The sequence below is a fragment of the Methanolobus psychrotolerans genome, from assembly GCF_002243045.1.
Lineage (GTDB): Archaea > Halobacteriota > Methanosarcinia > Methanosarcinales > Methanosarcinaceae > Methanolobus > Methanolobus psychrotolerans.
In genome coordinates this window covers 13377-35543 of sequence record NZ_MBKP01000015.1, presented here as the reverse complement: position 1 = coordinate 35543, position 22167 = coordinate 13377, and the positions used below count along the sequence as shown (strand labels likewise).

The 22167-nt window shown below is 42.7% G+C and carries 22 protein-coding genes and 1 pseudogene; 17 read left to right on the top strand and 6 right to left on the bottom strand.

The features are described from left to right. Window positions 1-60 precede the first annotated feature (60 nt). The 5 genes and pseudogenes from BB781_RS06735 to BB781_RS06720 all read left to right on the top strand — a co-directional run bounded on the left by BB781_RS06735 (window position 61) and on the right by BB781_RS06720 (window position 5382). Window positions 61-1398 carry a hypothetical protein gene (locus tag BB781_RS06735; protein WP_094227737.1) on the top strand — a complete coding sequence of 446 codons (1338 nt, stop codon included), beginning with the start codon at window positions 61-63 and terminating at the stop codon, window positions 1396-1398. 9 nt (window positions 1399-1407) lie between these two features. Beyond that, the gene (locus BB781_RS06730; protein WP_094227736.1) at window positions 1408-2211 is read left to right on the top strand and encodes a hypothetical protein; all 804 of its coding nucleotides are present in this window, start codon (window positions 1408-1410) and stop codon (window positions 2209-2211) included. Continuing rightward, window positions 2208-4451 carry a HEAT repeat domain-containing protein gene (locus BB781_RS06725; RefSeq protein WP_094227735.1) on the top strand — a complete coding sequence of 748 codons (2244 nt, stop codon included), beginning with the start codon at window positions 2208-2210 and terminating at the stop codon, window positions 4449-4451. Before BB781_RS06730 ends, BB781_RS06725 begins: the two co-directional genes overlap by 4 nt. A gap of 145 nt (window positions 4452-4596) precedes the next feature. Continuing rightward, window positions 4597-4746: pseudogene (locus BB781_RS16440) on the top strand (hypothetical protein); the annotation flags it as partial. 6 nt (window positions 4747-4752) lie between these two features. After that, complete coding sequence (locus BB781_RS06720) at window positions 4753-5382, top strand: TetR/AcrR family transcriptional regulator (protein WP_207205255.1); 630 nt, start codon at window positions 4753-4755, stop codon at window positions 5380-5382. Between the two features lie 19 nt (window positions 5383-5401). Here BB781_RS06720 and BB781_RS06715 read toward each other — a convergent pair whose 3' ends face one another. From BB781_RS06715 to BB781_RS06705, 3 genes are all read right to left on the bottom strand, one after another. Continuing rightward, window positions 5402-6079 carry a class I SAM-dependent methyltransferase gene (locus tag BB781_RS06715; RefSeq protein WP_094227733.1) on the bottom strand — a complete coding sequence of 226 codons (678 nt, stop codon included), beginning with the start codon at window positions 6077-6079 and terminating at the stop codon, window positions 5402-5404. Between the two features lie 96 nt (window positions 6080-6175). Beyond that, window positions 6176-6505, bottom strand: coding sequence for a YkvA family protein (locus BB781_RS06710; RefSeq protein WP_207205254.1), 330 nt, complete (start codon window positions 6503-6505; stop codon window positions 6176-6178). Window positions 6506-6749: 244 nt separating this feature from the next. Continuing rightward, window positions 6750-7922, bottom strand: a complete 1173-nt coding sequence (locus BB781_RS06705) for a hypothetical protein (RefSeq protein WP_094227745.1) — start codon at window positions 7920-7922, stop codon at window positions 6750-6752. Between the two features lie 378 nt (window positions 7923-8300). Here BB781_RS06705 and gatC point away from each other — a divergent pair, with 378 nt between their 5' ends. Genes gatC through gatB form a run of 3 tightly spaced genes read left to right on the top strand, consistent with a single transcriptional unit; the run spans window position 8301 to window position 11440 of the window. Beyond that, the gene (gene gatC, locus BB781_RS06700; RefSeq protein WP_094227732.1) at window positions 8301-8582 is read left to right on the top strand and encodes an Asp-tRNA(Asn)/Glu-tRNA(Gln) amidotransferase subunit GatC; all 282 of its coding nucleotides are present in this window, start codon (window positions 8301-8303) and stop codon (window positions 8580-8582) included. Between the two features lie 9 nt (window positions 8583-8591). Beyond that, window positions 8592-10019, top strand: coding sequence for an Asp-tRNA(Asn)/Glu-tRNA(Gln) amidotransferase subunit GatA (gene gatA, locus BB781_RS06695; protein ID WP_094227731.1), 1428 nt, complete (start codon window positions 8592-8594; stop codon window positions 10017-10019). Further along, window positions 10019-11440 (top strand): Asp-tRNA(Asn)/Glu-tRNA(Gln) amidotransferase subunit GatB, encoded by a 1422-nt coding sequence (gatB, locus tag BB781_RS06690; RefSeq protein ID WP_094227730.1) that lies wholly within the window; start codon window positions 10019-10021, stop codon window positions 11438-11440. Before gatA ends, gatB begins: the two co-directional genes overlap by 1 nt. 71 nt (window positions 11441-11511) lie before the next feature. On the opposite strand, the gene BB781_RS06685 is transcribed toward gatB, so the two are convergent. Further along, entirely contained in the window at window positions 11512-12162 is a 651-nt protein-coding gene (locus BB781_RS06685) for a winged helix-turn-helix domain-containing protein (protein ID WP_094227729.1), read from the bottom strand. A gap of 213 nt (window positions 12163-12375) precedes the next feature. Here BB781_RS06685 and BB781_RS06680 point away from each other — a divergent pair, with 213 nt between their 5' ends. From BB781_RS06680 to BB781_RS06660, 5 genes are all read left to right on the top strand, one after another. After that, on the top strand, window positions 12376-12525 hold the full coding sequence (locus BB781_RS06680) for a 50S ribosomal protein L40e (protein WP_094227728.1): 150 nt from the start codon (window positions 12376-12378) through the stop codon (window positions 12523-12525). Between the two features lie 8 nt (window positions 12526-12533). Beyond that, window positions 12534-13277, top strand: a complete 744-nt coding sequence (locus tag BB781_RS06675) for a geranylgeranylglyceryl/heptaprenylglyceryl phosphate synthase (protein ID WP_094227727.1) — start codon at window positions 12534-12536, stop codon at window positions 13275-13277. 63 nt (window positions 13278-13340) lie between these two features. Next, on the top strand, window positions 13341-15062 hold the full coding sequence (locus BB781_RS06670; RefSeq protein ID WP_094227726.1) for an ABC transporter ATP-binding protein: 1722 nt from the start codon (window positions 13341-13343) through the stop codon (window positions 15060-15062). Between the two features lie 318 nt (window positions 15063-15380). Further along, window positions 15381-15728 (top strand): phasin family protein, encoded by a 348-nt coding sequence (locus BB781_RS06665; RefSeq protein WP_094227725.1) that lies wholly within the window; start codon window positions 15381-15383, stop codon window positions 15726-15728. Window positions 15729-15744: 16 nt separating this feature from the next. Beyond that, a complete protein-coding gene (locus tag BB781_RS06660; protein WP_129582652.1) occupies window positions 15745-16344 on the top strand; it encodes a hypothetical protein in 600 nt (199 codons plus the stop codon). 30 nt (window positions 16345-16374) lie between these two features. Here BB781_RS06660 and BB781_RS06655 read toward each other — a convergent pair whose 3' ends face one another. Next, a complete protein-coding gene (locus tag BB781_RS06655) occupies window positions 16375-16644 on the bottom strand; it encodes a DUF3303 domain-containing protein (protein WP_094227723.1) in 270 nt (89 codons plus the stop codon). A 190-nt stretch (window positions 16645-16834) separates the two neighbouring features. Between BB781_RS06655 and BB781_RS06650 the strand changes: the two genes are divergently transcribed. Both BB781_RS06650 and BB781_RS06645 read left to right on the top strand, forming a co-directional pair. Then, window positions 16835-18514, top strand: a complete 1680-nt coding sequence (locus tag BB781_RS06650) for an ABC1 kinase family protein (RefSeq protein WP_094227722.1) — start codon at window positions 16835-16837, stop codon at window positions 18512-18514. 86 nt (window positions 18515-18600) lie between these two features. Then, on the top strand, window positions 18601-19575 hold the full coding sequence (locus BB781_RS06645) for a DUF128 domain-containing protein (RefSeq protein ID WP_094227721.1): 975 nt from the start codon (window positions 18601-18603) through the stop codon (window positions 19573-19575). Between the two features lie 162 nt (window positions 19576-19737). Here the strand turns inward: BB781_RS06645 and BB781_RS15660 are convergent, their stop codons facing one another. Further along, window positions 19738-19899 (bottom strand): hypothetical protein, encoded by a 162-nt coding sequence (locus tag BB781_RS15660; protein ID WP_164997801.1) that lies wholly within the window; start codon window positions 19897-19899, stop codon window positions 19738-19740. A 384-nt stretch (window positions 19900-20283) separates the two neighbouring features. On the opposite strand from BB781_RS15660, the gene BB781_RS06640 reads away from it, so the two are divergent. Both BB781_RS06640 and BB781_RS06635 read left to right on the top strand, forming a co-directional pair. Next, entirely contained in the window at window positions 20284-21699 is a 1416-nt protein-coding gene (locus tag BB781_RS06640) for an ammonium transporter (RefSeq protein WP_094227720.1), read from the top strand. Between the two features lie 6 nt (window positions 21700-21705). Beyond that, window positions 21706-22044 (top strand): P-II family nitrogen regulator, encoded by a 339-nt coding sequence (locus BB781_RS06635; protein WP_094227719.1) that lies wholly within the window; start codon window positions 21706-21708, stop codon window positions 22042-22044. Window positions 22045-22167: the final 123 nt, after the last annotated feature.

Here is a 22167-nt window from a genome sequence, read left to right as displayed (position 1 = left end):
GATCCTGAGAATCCCGATACAGACGGTGACGGACTGACAGATGGGGAAGAAGCCGGGGTTGTGATCGATAATGATGGCAAGATTTTCTTACACGTAACCAGCAATCCAGAAAGAATTGACTCAGACAATGACGGCATTGACGATCCCGACGAGGCAGAATTCTCCACAGGCATGATGGATTGGGACAGTGACAACGACAAACTGGGTGACGGATTTGAACTTGAGATCGGGACAGAACCACTCATAAAGGACACCGATTTTGACGGATACAACGACTATGAGGAATATAATGACCCTGATCATGATCCACTGGTCTATGAAAAGAGATATAGTCACTATGAAATTGTTAAGGAGATAGGACTTGGAATTGTTCTTGGAGAATTTGGCTATGATGAGCATGACAGTGTTTACTACCTGACAGGTCACCTAATAAGCGGTTTTGTTGCTGTCGGGGATGTTAGGGACTTATTGGCATCAGTAAGCCATGGAGATGAGATTGGTACAGTCCTGAATATTGCTGCCGTTGTTCCACTGTGGGGAGATGGGGCTAAAGTAGTAGCCAACGTAGGAGAGTTTGGTGCAAAACATGCAGACGAGGCTGGAACTGTTGCCATCAAGCTGGTACCCTACATACCGTCGTTGTCGCTCAAGGCCGATGTTTTAAAAGCAATGTCAAGCAGTGACTACTACGGATTGGTTGCTAAAGGCTTCGACGACAACTCCATAATCAAACTAAGTGAACAGGGTATTGACTTTGTCAAATTCAACAGGGCACTGGATGCTACAAATGCTTTTGCCGACTATCCCGGTCTGAACACATTCCTGAAGTCACAGATTGGCAATACCGGTGAGATTATGAAAGACAGATGCACATTCAATGCAAAGAAAGCAGCTGCAGCTCAGAAAGCAGGCAAATCCACACATGTGAACGGTTTTGTCAATAACCTTAAGGGTGCATATACGGAAGATCTGCTGGCAAAGCATATCGGAGGAGATGCAGTAGTCCAGATATCCCATGTGAATAAAGGTGGTATTGATTACGCAGGTCGTTTCGGCAACCCACCGCATACGCTGAAAATAGGAGAAGCAAAGGCTGTACAGAGTTTGTCAATGTCAAAGTTGAAGAATTACATTGGACCAAATAAAGTTACAGGTGAATTAGAATTTAACACAAATTATGTAACTGATAAATTTGGAGACAATTCATACTTTAAGGATACAACTATTAATAAAGAATTTGTACTTTACATAAACAGTCCTGACAGCGCTGCAGTCAAACAGAACTTGATATCACAGCTAGGTGGATTGTCTGAAGTACCATATAAGTACATAGATCCTGACACAGGGAACACAATATCAAGCACAGTAAAAATTACCATCGAAGCTGTAAGTCAATGAGGAGGAAGCATGGCTAAAAGAAACAAATCTTCTATTTTTTTAGAAGAAAAACATGCAGAATGGGAGAATTATCTGAAGGAAAACGGGGTACTCGAAAAGTACCCCTCCGAAATTGATTCAAATATGGCCAAAGCTTATGCTGGATTGGGGAAAACATATAGATACTTTGGAAACAAGCAAAAATCAATATGGTTTTTTAAGTATTTTACGACGTTTCGAATTCCAGATTCAAAATTCTATGGAGTGACTGAAGAAGAAAAACAGAACAAAGATATCCGTCGCATCCATGATGCCAGTAATTATATCTTTAGGAAGGCTATTTATTTCAATCTTTCCGATTTTGATCCAGCCACTGCTGATAAACTATTTGGCTGGGCAGCCGAGAATTTCGTCGTACCCCAAGATGATTATGATTTCTGGATGAAACATGGGATGTATGACGATATCGCAGTTGCATATCTCTGGTGCGGCTATTCCCTGCTCAACTTGGGAAAATACGAAGAAGCACTTGAACTATTGGTGCAGGTCGTCCCCTATCTTGACAGGTACAAAAAATCAGGAGTAGAAATGTGGCGTGTCGTTGAGTACGCCCTTCCCAAAGCCCTAATCCCTTTATGCGAATACAAGCTGGACCCCACAGAGGAGAATCTGAAAAATGCAAAGAAAGGCATAGAGGATTTCATAAAGAGCCTCAGAGAAAACAGGCATAAACTCGAAGCCTACCTCTACTACTTCCACCTGAAAGAGAAATTTGCAGATGTTTATGCTATCAACACTGACGAACAATCTGACGATAGGAGGATAAGCCCGTGAATCCTGAAGAACGCAAAGTATTCGCTCAAATGCGCAATGATAGGGATGTTGATGGCCTCATAAACATCCTTAAGGAAAGCCCTGATCCATGTAAGCGGATAGCAGCTATCCAGACCCTTGCTAAGCTGGGGGAACCTGAAGCAGTACCGGAGATTCTTGAACATTATGAAGACTATGAATGGTGTTTTGACAATCATACCAGCTTTTATATCGTAGATTCTCTGGCTTTAATGGGGCCTGCTGCTGTGGATGCTCTTATTGCAGCTCTTGAAGATGAAAGACCCCAGGTAGTAGATAATGCTGTGTGGGCTCTGGGAAAAATCGGGGATGATCGTGCAGTTGAACCACTGATATCGATACTTGAAAAAGGAAACAGCAGCATTCAGGAACATGCAGTGAGAGCTCTTGCACGTATAGGTGACGGGAGAACTGTAGATGCACTGACAAAATGTCTTGGAAGTCCCAGTACTTTTCTGGCTAACGAAGCTGCATATTCTTTAGCTATAATAGGTGATAGCAGGTCACTTGAATATAAAAAAGATATTAGAAATTATTTGGAGAGACGTTACGACAAGGAGACAGTTGCTTCAATCTTAGATACTTTTAAATCAGGAAAAGCCGCTGGAGAGAACGAAAGAAAGCGTGAATTTCGAAAACTCGCTTTTTCAGCAGAGAATCTAAAAGATAATAAAGAACATGTAGAAGTATTGATTGCTCATCTTGTTGATGAAAACCCCGTTATTCGCAATGATGCCTCCCGTGCACTTGTGAGAATTGGTAAACCGGCATTACAAAAAATGATCAAATACTTGGATCAGGACATTGATACTTCATTATACGTAGCCATTGAATCCTTACTCGGATGCATGGGAACTCCTGCAATCGAACAACTAATAAAGAATCTCAAAGGAGATGACTGGCTTCAGGTTTCTACTGCAATTGACTCACTGGCTCAGATAGGTGATCCGCAAGCCCTTAAATACCTCCTTCCTTTTCTGAAAAATGGTTCTTTTCCTCACAAGCTCAGCATTGAACCAGGTTACGAACTAGATCTGGAACCAATAATACGTGCAAATGCAATATCTGCTCTTGGGAAAATCGGTGATAAAAGCACTAAAGATTCCCTGATAGCTGTTCTGGGTGACCCCAATGGCAATGTACGTAGTTCGGCTACCGGTGCATTAAGGATGTTCAGGGATGAGAACTTATTGCCCTATTTCGCGTCACACCTTAAAGATCAGGATTCCGGGATGACGGCTGCAAAGGCAATGAGAGAAATTGGACCTGCTGCTGTTGAGTTTTTGATAGATGCCTTGCAGGATGAGAACAGGGAGATCAGATTAAGGGCGGCCTGGACACTGAATGGAATGAAAGACGAAAGAATAATCAAACCACTCATTGCCTGCCTGAAGGATGAAGATAAGCAAATTCGCGAAAAAGCCTATGACGGACTGCTGCGTATCCATTCCCCGGAGATAACAGAAGCGTTGCTTGAAAGCCTGCTGCTTGAGAAAGACAAGGGTATACTCAAGAAACTCTGTGATCTGCTGGAAATGAATTGGGAACCGGATAAAAGCCGGGCTGCTGCTATCTACTGGGTTACCAAAAGAAGATGTGACAAGTGTGTTGATATCGGCGAGGAAGCAGTTGATGTCCTCATTCCTGTACTTCAGGATCAAAACACACTGTTCCGTAAAGAGGCGGTTATAGCCCTTGGAAAAATACATGATCCCAGGGCCATCGAACCTCTGAAAGCCATTCTTGCCGACCCTGACAAAGACGTGAGGGAAGCTGTTGTCGATGCTCTTACCGAACTTGGTGTTTACGATCAGAGTAAAACAGAATCTTCGGCGGGGGATGAAAAACAGGCCGGGTCCCGGAAGGTTCCTCCGAAAATAGAGTTCCTGCTGGATGACGAGGTACCGGGCAACATCGTGATAACAACCCTTGAAGGCGGTTACGAAGATTTCCTGGGGAGCAACGATGAAGTGGAAAGATATTGTGCCGAGGTTTCGAAATTGGGAAATGACCCCAACCTTGCTTTGCTAATGGAGACCTATGTTACAGGCAGCTATCTTGACCCAGAACCTCTTGTTGAGGAATGCAAAAGACTGCTTGCAATGGATAGTGTTGAAGACTGGATAAGGGAGATGACTGAGATCGTGCTGGAAGCGGCGGAGGATGCGAAGGAGACAGGGCATGGTCTGTACTTCTATTTTGCGGAGGGGATAGTGGAATAAGAGAATAAAGCAAAAAAAAATGGAGAATGTCGCAAATTTGTATGGACTTGACTTCATCTAAGTTGAACTTGTAATCTTTTTTTAATCAGGCTAACAACGCTTCTAGGTATCATCAGCCGACGACCTTCCTGATGTTTTCAGGGCCATTTCCGAAAGTTTTGTAGATACTGATGAAGACGGGCTCCCTGACATCACCGAAACATCCGGCTTCAGGGATGGTCTTGGTAACTGGTACTATACATATCCTGAGAATCCTGACACCGATGGCGACGGACTGACAGATGGGGAAGAAGCCGGGGTTGTGATCGATAATGATGGCAAGATTTTCTTACACGTGATAAGCGATCCGACAGAAGTCGATAGTGACGGTGACGGCATTGACGACCTTACTGAAAATGAATATGGCACCGAGCCTCTGAACCCAGACACCGATGGTGACAAACTGAGTGATGGAGAGGAAGCTGGAGTGGCGACCAGAACGCTTTTCCATTATTTCAAAACGAAAGAGGAACTTATCGAGACCCTCTACCTCGACGTAAAAAAAGAAGCTGGAGCCGTATTAATAGAGGTAGCCGGGAGTAAGGTGGACTGCATGAAAAAGCTGTGCAATGTCAGCATGGCTTTCGCAAAATGGAGTCTAGAGAACCCCTCCAAGATAATTTTTATGCAAGAGTTCTGTTACTCTCCATTCATTTCAACAGAAGCCCAGCAGGAAGGAGTTTCAAATTTTATGTTCCTCATCGACCAGATAAAAATCGGAATCAATGAAGGCTGGATCAGGGACTATCCGCCTGAAATTGTACTCTTGATAGTGTCATCCGGCCAGATGGCTGCAATCCTTGCCGCTGTACGTGAAAGTGATACGCAGAAACCACGTGATGTACTGGAGCAATCCATTGATCTGATACTGCACGGGATTTTGAGAAAATGATGGGAAAACAAAAATAATCTCAGACTTTTGTAGCTACAATCACAAACCCATTAACCCGATTCCCAGTCCTCGTCACAAACGTATCCCTCTTGAAAAACTCAACCTTAAACCCATTCTCGATCAACAGAAAGACAAGTTCCTTCTCAGTAAAATGATGAGCAACATAAGCAATCTCTCCGGTGTTCTGGTCATATACCAAAAATGAACCCTCCTCCTTTGTCACCGGCAGGTCATTGATGTACCGCTCACGATATATCTTCGAGTGCCACGTCTGTCCGAAATCTGCAAGGTAGAGACAGCCCTTTGGTTTTAGCACCCTGCAAACTTCCCTGATTATTCGTGCACGGTCTTCTTTTGAAACTACGATGGTCAGGAAAGCCTGCATAACTGCAGCATCAAAACTCGCATCAGCAAAAGGGAGAGATGTCGCAGTGGCTTTCACGAATAACGGCATGTGAGAACAGTTATGTGAACCTGAAGAAGAGCGGGTCATTTTCAGTGCTTCCGTATTGATGTCAACACTGGTTACTGAAAAACCACGTGATACAAGGGAAATACTCACTTTTCCAGTTGCACAACCAATATCAAGGACATGGGCACCGGGTGGAATGTAACAGAAGATTATCGGGTCAAGCTCAATGGTTGCGGGGATATCCTTTCCTTCAATGCATTCCCATGGATTTGCCTGCTCACCCATCCGTTCTCAAACTCCTTAAAAGATCACTGTATTCAAGATACTATCACGGCATAAGATATATGTTATTACCAGCAACGGGGAAAAGTACCACTTTTCTCAGGCAGATGTTGGTAGTTTCTTATTGGCCAGCTCCTGCTCAGCCCCATGCCTGCACTCCTTCATAATAGGTTCAGGGATCATTTTCATTACCAGTATGAACCCCAGAGGAACAAGGATAATATCATCAATTGAACCCAGAATTGGAATAAAATCAGGGATAAGATCGATAGGACTTAAAGCATAAATGGCAAGACCACCTGCAAGCACCCGGGTGTACAAAGGCAGATCAGGACGTTTACTTGCCATGGAGAGCGTCTTTGTGAGTAATTGGACCTTGTAGAACTTTTTCTTTAAAGAAGCTTTCAGGACCATTTTTATTATGCCCATAGATAAAACCTCCACAAAATGTAGTAATCAGGGAATATGTTGTATGTGCATAACAAAATTACGCATCAAACATCGATCGGTCTGGAAGTATCCCATCCAGATCCTATGAAATGTTTGAAGATCCGGACATATTCCTTCCATCAAATAATGAATATTTCAAAGCCATCTTTTTAATTCATCGTTTTTCACAAAGATCCTCTAGCTTCCTCAATATAACTTAAGGGTTTAAGACTTCGGCCAAAGATCATATCACAAACCCGGATGTATCTTCAACCATGCCTAACCCACTGCCTGTTTCTTCCAGAGTTATGACTTTATCATCGGTCTCGATCTTCAGATCCAGGACATCAACGAGGTTTTCTACATAACTGAAATTAAAGTTTTTTGTGAAATTGAAATGTTCCTTGCAATAACTCCTCATAACCACAAATACCCTATCATCCTCTGCAGTAATTACCCATCTTTTATCTCCTTTTTCAGAAGGGTACTCATGCACTTTGGCTTTTTTAAATCTCTGAATACTCTTAGTATCACCATCATAGAATTCCATAAAATTACGTATATTATATTCCAATCCTACAAACTCGATATTGGGGATGTAATAAGTAAGGATTGACCCGTTCCTGAAAACAATTCTCGACCATTTCCACGGAACAAGCGGACCTATAACAATTACTTTCTGAACATAGCATTTCCCTGAGAAATTCTTCTCAAACAACACACCCTTAAAATCAAAATATAGGTTAGCTACTCTGTAGCCGAATAAGCTTTTAAAATTTTCCGACAACTCTGAATTGTAGATCCCATCTGCTGGTTCTTTGATGTCCAGACGGCATATATTTTTGCCTCCACTTGAGATATCAAGTGTATATTCCGGAAATGATCCATGAAAATTCGCCTGAATATCTTGTGTAGAACAGGTCACTTCATCCTCTTTTACTTCAATAACTCCCAGATGATCCGTAATCTTTCTCTGGACTTCATCATATGCCCAGCAAACACAATATCCATCTGTTCTATCATTTATTATCCGACTGTTCTCTACATACCTGCCATTGACCTCAATATCCCCTGCAGACCTGCCGAACATGAGAAAAAACTGGCATCTTGAGCCATCATTTGCTGTGAATTTCATGAACCAGTACTCTTTGCCAAAAAGAGGGAGTTCTTCAAAAGAGAAAAGAAGTTCATGAATACCTTTATTGAGCTCTTTTTTCAGCAGTAATCTTTCGATTTTGTCTTTGCTTTCCTTTATCGTCTCTATTGAGGCTAAAAATGCTTTCTTTTCAACTTCAGGCAAGTTTTTAATATAATCATTCCTCTCCTTTATGAAATTCAGAAGCCTGTCCTTTTCTATTATAAATCGCTCTTCAAAGTTTTTGTTTTTAGATTCTTTGTCACTTATTGTGGCAGTCACTATAATATCACCAACTGGCTCTGTAAAAACCACCATGATCTGTATCAATTGACTAAAGTGGAGGATTACTAGCACTATTATGTAGTACATTAAAATAATGATTGCTCAAGATCTGGTCTGAATTCCGAGGATTCCTGCATTCCAATCATATTCAATTTCCTATGAAGAATACGGTTTTGATAACTTCACCTCAACTTCCAAGCAATGTATCATCTTTGTATGATAGGTGCAAAAAGCAGTGACACTTTTATAGTTACTTTTATTGCATTAAAATCAGATTGTGATCTTTAGTAACCAACATTTTTAATATAATCGTCTGCTTTTCTAACACTTAAATATCTACATATTATACCCCATTTCAAATCTGAGGAACTTACGATGATCACTAAAGAAGAAGTAGAGCACGTAGGCTGGCTCGCACGTATCGAGATCGATGCAAAACAGTCCGATGCGTATGCAGTGAAGCTCAACTCCGTACTGGATTATTTCGGGCAGCTCGATGAGGTCGACACCGAAAATGTGCCACCCACATATCATGTAGCGGACATTGTGAACGTGTTCAGGAAAGACGTTGTACAAGAATCGATGCCGCAGGAAGATGTGCTTGCAAACACTGAGAACAAGCAGGAAGGCAACTTCAAAGCCCCAAGGATCATGTGAGGTGTACAAATGGCAGCATGGACAGACATTTCAGGCATCATACAAAAGATCGCAGACTCTTCAGCCGAAGAGGTCACAGCAGCTTATATAGAGACAATCGGCAAGAGCAGGATTAACGGATTCACAACCGTCTGGGACGAGGCAATAAATGTAGCCCGTGAAATTGACGCAAAAGGACACGCAGGACCTCTTGCAGGCGTCCCTATCGCCATCAAGGAGAACATATCCACAAAAGGACTTTCTACAACCTGCTCATCAAAGATACTTCAGGGATACGTGCCACCTTATGATGCACACGTCATTGAGAGGTTAAAGGAAGCAGGCGCGGTAATTCTCGGAAAGACAAACATGGATGAGTTTGCTATGGGCACATCCACCGAATCAAGCTGTTACGGACCCACATTTAACCCATGGGATATGGACAGGGTCCCGGGCGGTTCATCCGGTGGCAGTGCAGCTGTCGTTGCAGCAGGCGAGGCACCAGTATCCCTCGGCTCTGACACCGGCGGCTCGGTCAGGTGTCCGGCAGCATTCTGTGGCGTGGTAGGACTAAAACCAACTTACGGATGTATTTCAAGATACGGGCTCATCTCCTATGCAAACTCACTTGAACAGATCGGTCCTCTGGCAACGAATGTTGCAGACATCGCAACTATCATGGATGTTGTAGCAGGATACGACCACAGGGACAGTACATCGATCAACAGGGAGAATACTTACAGCGATGCCCTGAAGGATGATGTGAAAGGAATGAAGATAGGTGTGCCTGATGAATACTTTGGAGAGGGCATCGATAAGGATGTAGAGAAGTCTGTATGGGATGCAATCGGCAAATTCGAGGACATGGGAGCTACCTACGAGAAGGTATCCATGCCACACACAAAATATGCCCTTGCATCATATTATATTATAGCCATGAGTGAAGCCTCATCAAACCTTGCCCGTTTTGACGGAACCAGATATGGACTTCGGACCGAAGGCGAGAACTGGCATGTAATGGCATCAAAGACCCGTGCAGAAGGCTTCGGTACCGAGGTCAAACGCAGGATATTACTTGGAACATATGCGCTTTCGGCAGGTTACCATGACAAGTACTATCTTAAAGCACTCAAAGTCAGGACCCTTGTGAAACAGGACTTTGATAAGGCTCTTGCTAACGTTGATGTGCTCATGGCACCAACCATGCCAACACCGGCATTTAAGATCGGTGAGAAGATAGAGGACCCGCTTTCACTCTACCTTGCGGATGTCAACACAGTACCTGTCAACCTTGCAGGTGTACCATCCATCTCAGTACCATGTGGATTTGCAGGCGACATGCCTGTGGGACTGCAGATAATAGGTAAGCACTTCGATGAGAATACAATCATCAAGGCAGCCTACAGTTTCGAGCAGAATACTGATCATAACAGCAGAAGACCCCCGGAGGTGGCATAATGGTTTACGAGAACCCTGACGGAGTAAGGATAGGACTTGAAGTGCACGTCCAGCTGAACAAGCTCAACACAAAGCTGTTCTGCGGCTGTTCCACAAACTACCATGACTCTGAACCTAACACCCACGTATGCCCCGTATGCCTGGGACTTCCCGGTTCACTGCCTGTTATCAATGAAAAGGCAGTTGAGTTTGCTATAAAGATAGGACTTGCACTGAACTGTAACATCGTAGAACAGACCCAGTTTCACAGGAAGAACTACTACTACCCTGACCTGCCAAAGGGCTTCCAGACCACCCAGTATGATTTCCCGATAGCAGGTGAAGGGAAAATAGTCATTGAAGGTGAGGATGGAGAACGTGTCATCAGGATAACACGTGCTCACATGGAAGAAGACCCCGGAAGGCTCCAGCACATGGGAAGCATTGACAAGTCCAAGGGTACACTCATTAACTACAACCGTTCAGGCATGACACTTATTGAGATTGTCAGCGAACCCGACATGAGAAGCCCCAAGGAAGCAAGACGCTATCTGGACAAGCTCAGGAGCATACTTGACTACCTTGACGTATTCGATGGCGATCTGGAGGGAGCCATGAGGGTGGATGCTAACGTCTCCGTGTATATGGGAGAACGTGTTGAGGTTAAGAATATCTCATCCTTCAAGGGAGCTGAGAGAGCTTTACTCTACGAAATAATGAGGCAAAAGAACCACATCAGACGTGGCGGAGAGATCACACTGGAAACCAGGCACTTCGATGAGGCCAGGGGCGTTACACTGTCTATGCGTACCAAGGAAACAGAGAATGACTATCGTTATTTCCCTGAACCTGACCTCGTACCGCTGCGAGTGGCAGACTGGGTACCGGAAGTACTCAAGACATTGCCGGAGCTCCCTGATGCAAAGAGAGACCGCTTCATAAAAGAGTATGGTATTATCGACATGCATGCAAGGGCACTTACAACCGAGATTAAGGTGGCTAATTTCTATGAAGAAGTCGCATCAAAGGTTGACCCTAAGGCAGCAGCAGTATGGGTTGCAGATATTCTCAAAGGAGAGCTTAATTACCGTGATCTGAATGTCGATGCTTTCACAGTGGAAGATATTGTTTCAGTTATCGAACTTGTAACCAGTAACAAAATAACAGAGCAGAGCGGTGTTGAGATCATACGTGCCGTCCTTGATAACGGAGGCAAACCTCAGGATATTGTCAAAGAGAAGGGACTTCTCAAGGTAGAGGATGATATCGTTGCAAAAGCAGTGGAAGAGGCAATAGCTGAGAACCCGGAGGCTGTGGCAGACTACCGTGCCGGCAAGGAAAAATCCCTTAACTTCATTGTGGGTAAGGTCATGCAGAAGACAAAAGGTCGTGCTGATGCCCGTGAGGCAAGAGAGAAATTGCTTGCGAAACTGGATGAATAATTTAACTCAAATGGGGTGGTCTACCCCATTTAAATACTTTTTTTGATATTATTGTTTAAAGTTATTGGACTTTAATGTTCATGTTTTGATTCAGCATTCTCGAGGAATGCCTCACCACGTACTGTGATTACGTAAGTTGTATCATCCTCTTTTTCGATGTAAAGGGTATCTACAAGCATATCGAGATTCAGTCTGGCCTGTACATCATTGAGATCGAACTTGGCCTTGACCTTATCAAAGGTCATTTTCCCTTCGCCCAGACTTTCAACAATGTGCCTGCGGACAGGATTCTGCATGGCTTTCAAACCAGCCCTGTGGTCTTCGGTAGGATTTTCCTTGAGCTTACCTTCTTTCTTTGCTTTCTCGTACCATTCATCTCTTCTTTTCTTCAGATCATCCTTTGGTTCAACACTTGCAAGATAGTCCTCGCCGCGTGGCGTGATAACATAGGTCGCATCACCCTCTTTTTCAACGTAAAGATTCTCTTCCAGCATCCCAAGATGCAGTTTCATCTGCATATCCTGCAGGTTGAATTCGGCCTTAAGTTCAGCAAAGGTCATTTTCTTTTCATTCAAGTGTTTGATGATATCCCTGCGGACAGGATTCTGCAGGGTCTTCAGTTTTGCATTATGATCCTCAATGGGACTCTTATTGAGCTTGCCCTCATTTTTTACTTTCTCATACCATTCCTGCCTTCTTTGCTCTAGTTCCTCTTTTGACATATCAATCGTTCATTATTAATGATTATATTAATTAAATAGTTTGTCCTGTGGAAAAGAACAAGCATGAATATTTATAGCATAAAAGAGAGTGACAGGATTAATCAAATAGGGTGCGAAACGAAGCATGGTTTTGCCAAAACAATTATATGTTTTGAGCATCATGTATGCAGCCTATTATTCTAATTATATATCATAATCATTTAGGTGAAAACAATGGCAAGATTTCCAGAAGCTGAAAACAGAATACTGATTAAGAAGATTTGTATGGACTGCAATGCCCGCAATGCAGTACGTGCAACAAGATGCAGGAAATGCGGTGGCAAAGCCCTGCGTATGAAATCCAAGGAAGCAAAGGGTGGCTGATCGTTTTCATGCAAGTGGAAAAGTACCTTAATAATATCGCTGAAAGCGAAGGTACAGTTCACTTGACACTTATCGACCCGGCATCCCAGACTCCTGACGAGGCTGCAGAAATAGCATATGCTGCTGTCCTTGGAGGTACAGATGCCATCATGGTCGGTGGTTCCACCGGAGCCGGAGGAGTGATCCTTGATCAGACACTCCTTAAAATAAAAGAGAAGACCGACAAGCCCACCATTCTGTTCCCAGGCAATGCAGCAGGTGTCAGCAGGTACGCTGATGCTATATTTTTCATGAGCCTGTTAAATTCCCGTGACATTAATTTCATCGTAACCAACCAGGCAATGGGAGCACCGCTTGTATACAAGAGTGGTATTGAACCAATCTCAATGGCATACTTAATAGTAGAGCCAGGAGGAACGGTTGGCTGGGTTGGTGACGCAAGACTGATACCAAAGCATAAGCCGGAACTTGCAGTTGCCTATGCACTTGCGGGAAAATACCTCGGCATGCACTACACTTATCTGGAAGCAGGGTCCGGTGCAAATGCGGCCGTGACGCCTGAAATGATAGGCGCGGTAAAACATGTCCTTGGAGACAATAAGTTAATAGTTGGTGGCGGTATCCGTGACGGTGAAACTGCAAAGTTATGCGCACTTGCAGGAGCCGATATGATAGTAACAGGAACCATCCTTGAAGAGAGTTCCAATGTCACTGCAAAGATCGAAGAGCTCGTATCAGCTATTAAGAAGTAATTAAAGGACTCTCCTTTTTTCCTTTTATCCTTTCAGACCGAAACCATTCACAGAGGTTTGATGATGCTTGAAGTATGCAATATCGTAAAAGAATATGAATTCAACAATGAGAAGAACAGAATTCTGGACAATGTCAGTTTTAATGTTGCAGACGGAGAAATACTCGGAATTACCGGAAAGAGTGGAAGTGGCAAGACCACGATTTTAAAGATACTCAGAGGAATAGAGGGCTTTGATTCAGGATACTTCGAACTTGATGGCGAGAGGATCGAACCTGATTCCGAAAAGGACAAACTGAAATTCCTTGCACATACAAGCGCAATACACCTTCAGCGCAATTTCGGACTCTGGAACGGACCTGCTATTGAGAATATAATCCGCAGGCTGAATTTTCAGATAGAGGGAAATGAAGGATTACCAGAACCGGACGCGTTTAACTATGACGAGCTATACGAAGAAGCCATGTATTACATGCGTCTTGTGGGACTTGAGCACAAAGCACAGCATTCCTCCAACCTGTTGAGTGGCGGAGAGAAGCAAAGACTCATACTTGCACGCCAACTTGCAGCAAAACCACGGCTCTTACTCCTGGACGAACCTGTGACCATGACCGGCCCCGGTACAAAACAGGAGATCCTTGATGTCATAAGGAACATCAAAAAAGAACTCAAGATTCCTATTATAATCGTTTCACACCTTCCCGAGATCCACCTCTACCTTGCAGACAGGGTCGTATACCTTGAAAAAGGCAAAATCGTGGAAACAGGTGAACCTGAAAAGGTACTGAAACATTTCCTGAAGGACATACAAAAACAGGTCCCACTCCCGGACAAGACGAATGACGGAGCGATCATAAAAGTAAGAGGACTTTCAAACCGCTTTGTTCTGTTAAGAGTAGGAGAGGTACTTAAGTTCGAAGACCTTGAACTTGATATAAACAAAGGCGAGATCACTGCACTTATCGGACAGTCGGGTGCCGGAAAGACAACACTGATGAAAATGATCGAAGGCCTGAGGATACCAAAAGAAGGGGAGATCAGTTACCTGCATGATGGAAATTGGCTGAACATAGTTGATTTCACTAGACAACGCCTTGAACTACGCAGGAAGATGAGTATCATGCATCAGGAGTTCACGCTTTCACCCCATTCCACCATACGAGAACAGCTTGCATTCAAACTGCGCCTGAAAGGTGAAAGGTCACTTGATTTTGCCAGACAGAAAGCTTTAGAACTTGGCATATCGGATGAGGAACTTGATACACTTTATAAGCTGACCGAAGTTGCCGAGGAGGAGAAAGACAAAACACTCCGGGAAATGAACCTGACCATCGAGATATATTCCAGGCTATTCCCACTGATCACAAAGGAGAATGTTGATGAGCATGCAGCGGAGGTGTTTGAAGCCCTTGACCTGCCAATGTCGGTGCTTGACAAAACACCTTACCAGATAAGTGGTGGAGAACATGTCAGAGCATACATCGCACTGGCACTTGTATCACGCCCGGAAATATTGATGCTTGACGAGCCTTTCGGTGATCTGGACCCTGTGACTCTCAGGGATGTTACAAATTCCCTGAAGAACATTAATAAGAAATTCGGCACAACCATTGTATTTGTAAGCCACCACATGGACTTTGTAAAGGAGGCGGCACACCGGGCCATCCTTGTTGACAATGCAAAAATAATTATGGACGGTAAGCCTGAAGAGGTGTGCGGCAAACTCATAGAAATGAGTCATGCAAAATATCTGGAACATGATATCAGTGAACTGGTTGATAACTGAAAACTCATCTTTTTCTGGATCTTATACGTTCCTTTCCATCGTGCAGGTATCACCTGCATTGTATCAGTTTTCAGACATAGATTGATACTATTTACACTATTTGATTCCGAATTATTATTGTGCACCAATAACATTTTTTAATTGAAAACTATCCCAACGTTCCAGATTATCTTTTATATATTATTCACCCTCGTAGACGTGCCTAATAATATTAGATAATATCCGTTTTTCCGGGAAACTTAGCCTGTGCCAGACTTGAACTTCCTCAGAACAAGATATTTATCATAACACATGATAATTAATCATTGGAGGTTTAAAATGAAAGATGTTACAGACATTACAGACATTATGAAAAAAGTCGGTCTTTTCGGAATAGGGATGTGGGCATTAACAGAAGAGAAGATACAAGACATTGCCGACGATCTTATCGAAAACGGAGAAATAAAGAAAGAAGAAGGCAAGAAATTTGTTCGTGAAGTAATTGATGAACAAAAGAAACAGAAGGAAGATATCGAGAAAAAGATCTCATCCAAGGTCCAGGATACTATCACTAAGGCGGACATCGCAACAAAGGATGAAGTAAGGGAACTCAAAGACATCATTAAACAGCTCGAAGAGAAAATTGACAAGCTTGTGGGTTCCAATGATAAAGAAAAGGACATGTGAGCCTTAAAAAGGAGGAATGAACTTTAGAAAAAGTAATAGTCTCTTTTTGACTTTTTCAAAAGCACTTTATTCTTTAATAAGTGATCAGACGGAAGAGAACCAGAATGCACCTTTAAATGGTTGGAGCATTCACCCTTCCAGCCCCTGCACAGGAGATGTGCTGGACATTACCGGAAAAACAAATCCTCATGAGATTATAGGAATGGTAGTTTCATTCACACTCAACGTTCCGGTTATTGACAACAGATATAGCTATATATTCAAAAATATCAGGATACCTAGTGGAAGTAATAGTTTTCTGGTAAGGTCACAGAAAGTGAATGATCTGGATTTTATCGTGCGGATGTTTGTGGATTTTAAAAGAAGCTTTGATGCGGAGGATGGGGTCGCTGAATTTTTTGAAAAGAATGTCCCTGCAGGGAACTATGAAATAGTAATCGAAGGAAACGCACTGGATAATGAAAATGAAGTTAAGATAGATTTTGTAGCCAGCCAGACCATCAAGGCGGATGAAGAGGGTAATTTTTATTGCAAATATGACACAAGTTCACTTCCAGATGGAGATTTCATCGTGAAGATAGGTGACAGAGAAAGAAGAGTCACATTGATGTTGTGAATTAAAGACAGAAAATAAGAAGGAAGGGAATCATAGTCCCTTTGATATCATAAGTTTTATGAAATCTGTGGATTCCATAACCGGTACGCTGTCTATAATGCAGATATCAGACCATGGAATATTGAATTCAGCATATGCTTCTGCACTTTCGGCCTTATAGAGAATGAAATACCTTCCTCCGTTAAGATCTACCCACTGGTTGACAACGTTAATACCTGCAGGAGGTTTTAGTTTCTTGAAATGTTCAATTACTTCTTCACTATCATGCGGATCCCATGAACTTATACTAAAAAATAACATTCTTTATCACTCCTTTTATTATTATTCTTTTCGAACAATTCGCCAGACATTTCCTGACTATGATAATTTGGAGTTAGGAATTATATAATTGTTCCTCTAAATTGACATACAAATATATACCATAATTTAATAATAAAGCCTGAACTAAATAATGATAAATACAAATAAAAATCAAAGTACAAGGACAATAATGAGAAACCGGAAAATCCACAGATATTCAATGATCAAAAGATACGGTAAGATCGTTGATGCCCTCGTGAAATATGAATTCGGATATATTGTTGACAAGTTAGGGGTCGGCGATTTAAGACCTTTAAGTTCAAGAATCAAAAAAAAGGAAAAGTTTTTAATAGAGAGTGATTCCGGTCCTAAAAAAACCAGGTTGATGCTGGAAGAACTTGGACCGACCTACATCAAACTTGGACAGATACTCAGCGTGCGTCAGGATCTGATACCTCCTGAGTACACCAAAGAATTGTCCAAGCTTCAGGATGACGTACAGCCTTTCGGGATAAAAGAAGCTGAAACAATTATTAAAGAAGAACTAGGCTCAAGTATTGAAGACCTTTTTGAGCAATTTGAAGAAATACCCATTGCTGCAGCTTCAATTGGACAAGTGCATCGTGCTAAGTTAAAGAGCGGCGAGGATGTAGTTGTCAAGGTCCAGAGACCCGGCATTGGGAAAATAATAGAAGCAGACCTGGACATACTGCACAGTATTGCAGGTTTTACAGAAGAACACTTGCCTGAAGCACGGTTGTACCGTCCGGTGGAAATTGTTGAGGAGTTTGAACGCTCCATACGTGCTGAACTTGATTACACCCAGGAAGGCAGGAATGCCGAGCATTTTGCCCGCAACTTCCAGGACCATCCACGCATATATATCCCGAAGGTCTATTGGGATTATTCCAGCATGAAAATACTGACCCTCGAGTATATTGACGGTGTCAAAAGCAGTTCCTTTGAGGAACTTGACGGGATAAGAGCAGACAGAAAAGAGATAGCAATCGATGTGCTAAAGGCATTCATGAAGCAGGTATATGAGGATGGATTCTTCCATGCAGACCTTCATCCCGGAAATGTTTTCATCATGAAAGATGGCAGGATAGCGCTTCTTGACTTCGGCATGGCAGGATTCCTTTCTTATGACATGCGCAATCTGCTCGTTGATGAGCTTATCGCCATAACAAGAGGGGACACTACATTATACATTGAGCTGTTGAGGGATCTTGGATCTATAGGTGATGAAGTGGATATAGCATTACTTAAGATAGACATTGATCACCTCCTTTACAAATACTATGGAAGAGCCCTTAGCCAGCTTAACACTGCACTGATACTGGAAGAGATGATAAACCTCCTGAGAAAATACCAGATCAAGATTCCTGCCAATATTGCACTACTATCAAAAGGAGCAATGACCATAGAAGGTTTCAGCAGCATTATGGATCCGCAGATCAATCTGGCCATTATAGCAGAACCATTTGCAAAAAATGCGATAAAGGATCGTGTTCGCTTAACTAATATTGCAGGCAGTGCTTATAGAGATTTCAGTAGCTGGACCCGTATCCTTCGCCGGGCACCCATGAAGCTATCCCACATACTGGATATTGCTGAAAGAGGCTACCTGAATCTGCGGTTTGAACACCACGGATTTGACAGGATAGTTGCTGAGATAGATGCAGCAAGTAACCGCCTTTCCTTCAGCCTCATCATTTCAGCCATAATCGTAGGCTCTTCCCTGATAATACAGACCGGGATGGAGCCCCATATATGGGGAGTTCCATTACTTGGAGTCATGGGTTTTCTGATGGCAGGGTTTTTGGGAATGTGGCTGGTTGTTTATATACTTAGAACTGGAAGAATATGAATATGAACAGTACATATTAAATAGACATACACTATAACTAGTACACCGTTGACAATGCCTATTGACAACCATCTTCTGGTGAAAAAATGACTGATCCAAACGTTGAAAGAAAGCTTGTCGAAATTATGCGCATAATAAGTGAAAGTGACAAGCCCCTAGGTGCGCGCCTTATAGCTGATGAGCTCCATAACCGCGGTTATGCAATTGGAGAAAGAGCCGTCAGGTATCATTTACGCATACTGGATGAAAGAGGTTTCACAAAGAAGCATGGATACATCGGGCGCACCATAACCGAACGTGGCAAGAAGGAACTCAATGATGCACTTATAAGTGACAGGTTTGGTTTTGTCATTACCAAGATCGAAGAGTTAATGTATAAGACGGACTACAATCCGGAAACAGGCAAAGGCAATGTTATTGTCAATATCACATACGTCGATAAGGATGATTACGATCATACTATGGAGATAATCAGGTACGCAATGGACCACGGTGCAACCATAAGCTCCAGGGTAGGGATAATTGAAGAGGACAACGATCAGGACGTATATGTTCCTGAAGGGAAAATAGCCATTGCAACCGTGTGCAGCATCACTGTTGATGGTTTTCTTTTGAACAGTGGCGTTCCTGTTGTTCCTATTTATGGTGGGCTTATGCAAATGGAAGATTATAAGCCTGCAGGTTTTGTTGATCTCATATCATATAGTGGGACATCTATAGATCCTATAAAGATCTTCCTCAGGCGTAAAGCAACATCAATACTCGAGGCAATTGAGACTGGTAATGGGAGAATGCTTGCAAATGTACGTCAGGTTCCTGCGTCTGCATCCCAGAGAGCAGCAGAGATATTGGAAATGGCAAAAAAGAATGATCTATGCGGTCATATTGCAATCGGAGATCCTGATGAAGATATCCTGTATGCACCTATAGAAAGAGGAAAAACTGGTATCCTCGTAATGGTAGGCATTAACTCGGTTGCTGCTGTAGAAGAAGCTGGTATCCAGGCTGATACGCACCCAGTGTCAACATTAATGGAATACAGCAAAATGAAAAAATTATGAAGAACTACTCAAGTTCCTAAGACATAAATTTGGTGTTTTGAGGATAATCATCATCCTGAAATAGCCCTTCCAGCTTCATTGGAAAGGGAACCTAGAGATATTTGTTACCATTTCGGTGCATTTCAGGACGTGCATCTGGAAACTACATATCACATCTCTTTATCAGTCCATTTTTTCCCCAGTAGTGTATTCTGCCTTCAAGAGAAAAGCAATAACAGGACTGTTATCTGTTATCTTTTCAAGTATCTCTTTTCTGTCAAGGATCTTACTTAATTCGCTTTCAAATCCTTTTGTATCATTCTTACCTGATATGCCAGATCCCATATAATTCCCCTTTAAGATAAAAACTTCTTATTTTGTTATTTGTTTGATTAGTTAAAATATGGATCTTCTCAACATTGTGTTACCCACACAATGTTAAAGGGAAGCAACAGTATCGACGTCGTGCCCGGCTTAATATGATATATACGGGAAAAAGTACAAAAATACCAAACAGATATATATTATTTTGATATTATAATAAAGAATATGTAGAATTTACAATTTATCGGGTTAGTTTTAGTCATGTAGAACGGGAACTATACGAACAAATAAAGAGTGATGCCAATATAATGTAGAAAGTTAGATAATATGACCGCTTAATTTAAATAATATTAAGTCTACACATAGCATCCGTCTTCCTATTAAAATGGAACAAAGGTGTTACTCATGTATGGAATATCACAGAAACTCAATTCAAAGATTATCTGGCAGGCTTTACTGCTGATGAGCGTCATATTTATGGTATTTATGGTTCCAGCAACAGCTGCAACAATTGAAGAGAACAGCGAATCAATTGCAAACCTTGAAACTGCACTTACAGTCATGTGGCTGATCATTGCCGGTGCAATAGTATTTCTGATGCATGCAGGATTCTCACTTGTTGAGATCGGTCTGACAAGAACCAAGAACACAGCCAACATTCTCATGAAGAACTTCATGACCATCTGTCTTGGTGTAGTTGTATACTGGGCAGTCGGCTGGGGAATCATGTACGGTGCTGATTATGCAGGTCTTATAGGTATTGATCAGTTCTTCCTTCAGGGAGCTGACAATGCTGTATGGAACAGCTGGTGGTTCCAGATGGTCTTCGCAGCAACCGGTGCAACAATCGTTTCCGGTGCAATGGCTGAGAGGACAGACTTCAAGGCATATCTTATTTACACAGTACTCATGGTAGCACTCATCTATCCGGTATACGGACACTGGGTATGGAGCGGTGCAGGAATCCTTACAAGTGGATTCATTGTTGATGCAATAGGTGTTGCACACCACGACTTTGCAGGTTCAGGTGTTGTACATTCCATTGGCGGATATGCAGCTCTTGCAGGAGTATTAGTTGTAGGCCCAAGAATTGGAAAGTTCAAGAATGGAAAGGCACTGGCAATTCCTGGTCACAGTCTTCCACTTGCATTCCTCGGTACTCTTATACTGGCGTTCGGCTGGGTAGGATTTAACGGTGGTAGTACACTCGATGCAAATGACCCATTTGTCAGTCTTGTCATCGCAAACACATTCCTGGCTGGTGCATCTGGATGTATAGCTGTCATGTTCATAACCTGGATGAAGACAGGAAAGCCAGACCCATCCCTTACAGCAAACGGACTTCTTGCAGGTCTTGTAGCAATCACTGCACCATGTGGTTCAGTTAGTAACTGGGGGGCAGTAATAATTGGTCTCATCGGTGGTATTATAGTATATGCAGGTGTAATGTTCAATGAAAATGTACTCAAGTTGGACGACCCTGTAGGTGCAATCGCAGTACACGGATATACCGGTAGCTGGGGACTTCTCGCAGTCGGTCTCTTCGCACTGGGAACAGGTGAAGGTTCAATCCTGGAAGGTGCAGCATACACAGCAGAAACAGCAGGACTTCTTTATGGTGGTGGAGTACAGCTCCTTCTCATCCAGATAGTCGCTGTAATACTCAGTATAGTCTGGGCATTTGGTATCTCATTAATCATCTTTAAGGCACTTGACCTGACAATCGGACTGCGTGTGTCTGAAGAGCATGAGATAACAGGACTGGATGTAGTTGAACACGGTATCAGTGCATACCCAGAATTCATGATCCTTAAGGAGTGATGTTAGATGATGAAGATAGAAGCAATCATAAGGCCAACAAAGATCCACGAGGTCAAGGATGCACTTGATGAAGCAGGATTTGAGAGTGTTACCGTAACCGATGTAAAAGGCCGTGGTAAGCAGAAGGGTGTAATGCAGCAGTGGAGAGGACGCAAGTACTGCGTTGACCTGCTGCCAAAGATAAAGATGGAACTGGTAGTCAGTGATGAGAACGTTGACAAGGCTGTTGACGTTATTATAAAGACTGCAGCAACCGGTTCGATTGGTGACGGTAAGATCTTTATTTACCCTGTAGCCAAGATTATCAGGATCCGTACAGGAGAAACAGACGGAGAAGCACTTTAAGTGCTCTCTTTCTCTTATTTTTGTATTTTAGTTTACAAATCGATCGCATTGAGCCCCGGGAATTCAACATACCTATTGAACAGGATTCTGCAAGTCAGGTTGTCACAATCTATAGCACTTCCA